The organism is Corallococcus sp. AB018 (assembly GCF_003986945.1).
In the GTDB taxonomy this organism is placed as follows: Bacteria; Myxococcota; Myxococcia; order Myxococcales; family Myxococcaceae; genus Corallococcus; species Corallococcus exiguus.
The window spans coordinates 1-5592 of the sequence record NZ_RAWR01000361.1 but is presented as its reverse complement, the minus strand read 5'-3'; the positions used below and the strand labels follow the sequence as shown (position 1 = coordinate 5592).

At 66.1% G+C, this 5592-nt stretch carries 6 protein-coding genes; 5 read left to right on the top strand and 1 reads right to left on the bottom strand.

Going from position 1 to position 5592, the window contains the following annotated elements:
* Positions 1 to 40 precede the first annotated feature (40 nt).
* The 5 genes from D7Y11_RS41290 to D7Y11_RS41270 are packed head-to-tail and all read left to right on the top strand — an operon-like array spanning position 41 to position 4725.
* Positions 41 to 916: an SCO family protein gene (locus D7Y11_RS41290; protein WP_120580873.1), complete on the top strand. Its 876-nt coding sequence runs from the start codon at positions 41 to 43 to the stop codon at positions 914 to 916.
* Positions 913 to 1959, top strand: a complete 1047-nt coding sequence (coxB, locus tag D7Y11_RS41285) for a cytochrome c oxidase subunit II (protein WP_120567457.1) — start codon at positions 913 to 915, stop codon at positions 1957 to 1959. The genes D7Y11_RS41290 and coxB overlap by 4 nt, the downstream gene beginning before the upstream one ends.
* On the top strand, positions 1943 to 3619 hold the full coding sequence (locus D7Y11_RS41280; RefSeq protein ID WP_120580866.1) for a cytochrome c oxidase subunit I: 1677 nt from the start codon (positions 1943 to 1945) through the stop codon (positions 3617 to 3619). Before coxB ends, D7Y11_RS41280 begins: the two co-directional genes overlap by 17 nt.
* Positions 3612 to 4274, top strand: a complete 663-nt coding sequence (locus D7Y11_RS41275) for a cytochrome c oxidase subunit 3 family protein (protein WP_120560477.1) — start codon at positions 3612 to 3614, stop codon at positions 4272 to 4274. The genes D7Y11_RS41280 and D7Y11_RS41275 overlap by 8 nt, the downstream gene beginning before the upstream one ends.
* A gap of 10 nt (positions 4275 to 4284) precedes the next feature.
* Positions 4285 to 4725 carry a cytochrome C oxidase subunit IV family protein gene (locus D7Y11_RS41270; protein WP_120580867.1) on the top strand — a complete coding sequence of 147 codons (441 nt, stop codon included), beginning with the start codon at positions 4285 to 4287 and terminating at the stop codon, positions 4723 to 4725.
* Between the two features lie 100 nt (positions 4726 to 4825).
* On the opposite strand, the gene D7Y11_RS41265 is transcribed toward D7Y11_RS41270, so the two are convergent.
* Positions 4826 to 5592, bottom strand: a 767-nt coding sequence (locus D7Y11_RS41265; protein WP_233607570.1) for a DUF481 domain-containing protein, incomplete at its 5' end; no start/stop codon positions are given.

Below are 5592 nucleotides of genomic sequence, written 5' to 3'. Positions count from 1 at the left end.
GCTCCCACCCGCTCCTCCTGCCCCCGAGCCGTCCCCCACCATGCCGTCCCTTCTTCCGCTCTCCTCCGCCCGCGCCGCCGGGCTCCTCGCGGCGCTTGCGCTGGTACTCACCAGCGCCACGCCCGCGTTCGCCCTGCCGGGTGGAGGCAAGACGCCCCGCGCCATCGTGGAGGCGGACTCAGACCTGCCCCCGCCGGTGACGGGCGTGGACGTGGAGGAGCACCTGGGGGATCCGCTCCCCCTGGAGACCCGCTTCCTGGACTCCACCGGGGAAGAGGTGCGGCTGGGCACGCTGCTGTCGAAGACGCGCCCCACCCTGCTCACGCTCGTCTATTACGAGTGCCCCATGCTCTGTAACCTCGTCATCAACGAGCAGGTCCGCGTGATGCGCGAGCTGGGCCTGGAGCTGGGCAAGGACTACGAGGCCGTCACCGTCAGCATCGACCCCAAGGACACCCCGGCGCAGAGCACCGAGCGGCGGCGCAAGTACCTCCAGTCCATGGGCAAGCCGGAGACGGCTCCGTGGCACTTCCTCACCGGCACCGACGAGAACATCCACAAGCTCGCCGATGCCGTGGGCTTCAAATACACGTATGAACCGAGCACGAAGCAGTACGCCCACCCTGCGGTGGTCACCGTGCTCACCCCGGAGGGGAGCATCTCCCGCTACCTCTACGGCACGTCGTTCGACCGCAAGGACGTGAAGCTTTCGCTGCTGGAAGCAGCGGGCGGTCGGGTCGGGACGAGCGTCGATCGCATCGTCATGTCCTGTTTCAAGTATGACACCGCCACGCGGCGGTACGGTTTCTACATCTTCGGGTTCATCCGCCTGGGCTCCCTGGCTGTCTTTGGCGCCCTGGCCACGATGCTGATCTATTTCTGGAGGCGCGAGCTGAAGAAAGGCGCGACTACATGAGCGACCTGGCCAACCAATTCCTGTTCCTCCCTGAGCGCGCGTCCACGTTCGCGGAACGGGTCGACTTCCTGCACTACTTCGTCGTCGGCACGACGATGGTGATGTCCGCGGGCGTCGGCCTCGCGGCGCTCTTCATGTTCTTCCGCTACCGTCGGCGGGAGGCCCACCAGCACACGGAATACGTGGTGCCGGACCTGAAGACGGAGTTCCTCTTCGTCTCCGTTCCGCTGGTGTTCTTCCTGGCGTGGTTCGCCATCGGGTTCCGGGACTTCACCTGGTTCACCACTCCGCCCAAGGACTCGATGGATGTCTACGTCATGGGCAAGCAGTGGATGTGGAAGTTCTCCTATCCGGAGGGCCCCAACGGCGTGAACGTGCTGCACGTGCCGGCTCACCGCCCGGTGCGCCTGCTCATCACGTCCCGCGACGTCATCCACTCCTTCTACGTCCCGTCCTTCCGCATCAAGATGGACGCGCTGCCGGGCCGCTACACGCAGGCCTGGTTCGAGGCGACGAAGCCCGGCACGTACCAGGTGCTCTGCACCGAGTACTGCGGCTTGTCGCACTCGAAGATGCTGGCGGAGGTCGTCGTGCTCGCGCCGGAGGACTACGAGAACTGGCTGAAGGAGCAGCAGCGTGGCCGCCTGCAGGACCGGCAGGACGCGCTGGCGGACACCTCGCTGGTGCCCCCTGTCGCCCGCATGGCCGAGCAGGGCCAGAAGCTGGTGGGCACGCAGGGCTGCCTCAAGTGCCACTCGGTGGACGGCTCGAAGCACATCGGCCCCACCTTCCTGGGCATGTACGAGCGTGAAGAGAAGCTCGACGATGGCCAGAGCATCCGCGTGGATGAAGCCTACATCACCCAGTCGATGATGGACCCGGGCGCGCACATCGTCGCCGGCTACCAGAACGTGATGCCGACCTACCAGGGCAAGCTGCAGGGCCCCGAGTCGGCCGCCATCGTCGAGTACATCAAGACACTGCGCACCGCGAACGTGCGTGAGACCGCTTCCGAGGGCCCCGCCTATGACCCCATCCAGTAGCATCGCCGCGCCGGGGGCCGTCCCCGGCCATGAGGCGCACGACGACCACGGCCACCACCCGAGCTACCTGACGGACGGCACCACGGTGAAGTCGTGGCTGCTGACGGTGGACCACAAGCGCATCGGCATCATGTACATGGCGTGGATCCTGCTCTTCTTCCTGGTGGGCGGCATCTTCGCGCTGCTCATCCGGATCGAGCTGCTCACGCCCGGTCCGACCATCATGGACGCGATGACGTACAACCGCGTCTTCACGCTGCATGGCGTGGTCATGATCTTCCTGTTCATGATCCCCGCCATCCCGGCCATCTTCGGCAACTTCCTGCTGCCGCTGATGCTGGGCGCCAAGGACGTGGCGTTCCCGCGGCTGAACCTGCTGTCGCTCTACGTGTACCTGGCGGGCGCGGGCTTCGCGCTCTGGGGCATGCTCAACGGCGGCCTGGACACCGGTTGGACGTTCTACACGCCGTACAGCGCGCACACGACGACCACGGTGGCGCCGGTGCTGTTCGGCGCGTTCATCATCGGGTTCAGCTCCATCCTCACGGGCATGAACTTCATCGTCACCACGCACACCATGCGCGCGCCGGGCATCACCTGGTTCAAGATGCCGCTGATGGTGTGGGCGCTCTACGCCACCAGCTGCATCCAGGTGCTGGCGACGCCGGTGATTGGCCTGCTGCTCCTGCTGGTGACGGCGGAGAACCTGTTCAGCCTGGGCATGTTCGACGTGGCCCGCGGCGGTGACCCGGTGCTCTTCCAGCACCTGTTCTGGTTCTACAGCCACCCGGCCGTGTACATCATGGTGCTGCCGGCGTTCGGCGTGATGAGCGAGGTCGTCTCCACGTTCAGCCGCAAGAACATCTTCGGCTACCGCGCGGTGGCGTACTCCAGCGTGGGCATCGCGTTCGTGGGCTTCTTCGCCTGGGGCCACCACATGTTCGTGTCCGGCCAGTCCACCTTCAACGCCGGCGTGTTCGGCGTGCTGTCGATGCTGGTGGGCGTGTTCACGGCCATCAAGGTCTTCAACTGGGTGGGCACCGTCTACAAGGGCGCGGTGGAGTTCAGCACCCCGTTCGCCTATTTCTGCGGCTTCCTGTTCTTCACCGTGTTCGGCGGCATGACGGGCATCGCGGTGGCGACGGTGTCGCTGGACGTGGCGTGGCACGACACCTACTTCGTCGTGGCGCACTTCCACTTCATCATGGTGGGCGCGACGATCATGGCCTTCCTGGCCGCGCTCCACTACTGGTTCCCGAAGATGTTCGGGAAGATGTACCACGAGGGGTGGGGCCTGGTTTCCGCGGCGCTCATCATCCTGGGCTTCAACGCGACGTTCATCCCCCAGTTCCTCGTGGGCAACGCGGGCATGCCGCGCCGCTACTACGAGTACCCGGAGCGCTTCCAGGCGCTGAACGTGGCGTCCACGGCCGGTGCGTCGCTGCTCGCGTTCGGCTTCATCATCATCGCGGTGTACCTGACCTACGCGCTCATCTACGGCGAGCGCGTGGACAACCCGTGGCACAGCAAGGGCTACGAGTGGCTGACCCAGTCCCCTCCGCCCACGCACAACTTCATCGGGCCCCAGCCGACGTATCCCGAGGAGCCGCACTTCTACGTGGATCCGAAGAAGGCCCAGGGCGAGGTGTCGGATGTCTAGCGCGCACGTGACGCCGGGCTCGGTGCCCGGTCCCAAGCTGGCCGCTCACTTCGCGTCGCTGGAGGTGCAGAAGCACGCGGCGCGGCTGGGCATGTGGCTGTTCCTCGCCACGGAAATCCTGCTCTTCGCCGGTCTGTTCGCGTGCTACGCGGCCTACCGCTTCCTGTTCCCGGAAGCGTGGGCGGCGTCCAGCCGCAGCCTGGACCTGACGATGGGCACCATCAACACGGTGGTGCTCATCACCTCCTCGTTCACCGCCGCCATGGCGGTGCACTACGCCAAGGAGGGGAAGAACGCGATGGTGGGGCACATGAACGTGCTCACCCTCCTGATGGCGGTGGGCTTCCTCGTCATCAAGTTCTTCGAGTACAAGCACAAGTTCCACATCGGGACGCTGCCGGGCCGCTACTACTTCTACGAAGGCATCCAGCTGCCGGGCGCGCCGCTGTACTTCACGGTGTACTTCGCCTCCACCGCCCTGCACGCGCTGCACGTCGTCATCGGCATGACGGTGCTGGCGTTCGCCACGGTGCGCGCGTACCGCGTCGGGGACTTCAACGCGAACAACTACACGCAGGTCGAGCTGGGCTCCATGTACTGGCACCTCGTCGACCTGGTGTGGATCTTCCTCTTCCCGATGCTGTACCTGGTCTGAGGGTTACGACATGGCCATCGCCAACGAATCGCATCAGGAAGAGCACAACATGCAGGCGCACCACGGCGCCGGGCGCTACGTGGTCATCTGGATTGCGCTGCTGGTGCTCACGCTCGTCACGGTGTTCACCGGCCGCATGCACCTGCCTGACTTCGGTCTGGTGCTCGCGCTCATCATCGCCAGCGTGAAGGGCACGCTGGTGGCGCTGTACTTCATGCACCTGTCGGAGCACCAGGGCGCCAACCGCCTGGTGTTCGGCGTGTCCATCCTGTTCGTGGTGCTGCTCATCGGCTTCTCGCTGATGGACCTGGGCACCCGCTTCCGTCTGGCCAACCCGCCGGGGTCGCAGTACAGCGACCTGCAGGCGGTGGACATCGGAGCGAACCCGACGGAAGGCCGCACGGGTGGCCACCAGCAGATCCAGAAGCAGGGACACGAAACGCACGAGTAGTTCGTCGCTTTCCGCAGTCCCCTGAAGCACGAACGCGGCGCCCGGGATTCTTCCCTGGCGCCGCGTCGCTTTTGGCGGGCTTGGGTGCCCGCGTGGGGGACTACAGGGCGACGGTCAGGTTGAAGGAGAGCGCCGTGTCGGTGGACACCTTGCCCGGGGGCGGAGCGCTGTCGGACTTCACGAGGAAGCCCACGCCCAGGGCCAGCGCGTCGGTGAGGTTCGCCATCACCTGCGTCTGGCTGCTGAAGAGGATGCGCGCGTCGGAGATGACGCTGACCAGGATCTCCGCCTCTTCCTGGAAGGTGATGTCCTTGGAGAGGCCGTAGCGGAACAGGGCGCCGAAGCGCGGACCGCCCAGGTCCACGTTCGGCAGGTCCACGCGATTGGGGTAGTACTGGAAGCGCAGCTCGCGTGCGTAGCGGAAGGCGAAGTCGGTGCGCAGGACGGTCTCGCGCACGCTGGCCTTCTCGTCCCGCTTGGTGTCGAACCAGAAGATGCTGGCGCCGGCTTCACCGTAGGGCCGCGCCTCGATGCTCTTGATGTGGTCCGTGTCCACGCCGGCCAGCAGGTAGCCGCTGATCTCCTGCGTGAAGCGGCGGTCCCCGCGCAGCTCGACGCCGGCGTTGAGGGCCACCACCTGGGACAGGGACTCCACCTCCCCTTCCACCTGGGGCGGGCGGCTGCGGCCGTACGCGCCGTAGGCCTTCACGGAGTAGATCCAGTGCTCCGTCTTGCGCAGCGCGCTGGCCAGGCCGCTCACCGTCAGCGTGGACGCGTTGCCCGTGAGGGAGATGAGGCTCAGGCCCACGCTGACGTCCCAGACGCTGGGCTTCACGGGGGCGGCGGCGGCGGCCTCGGGGGCGGGTG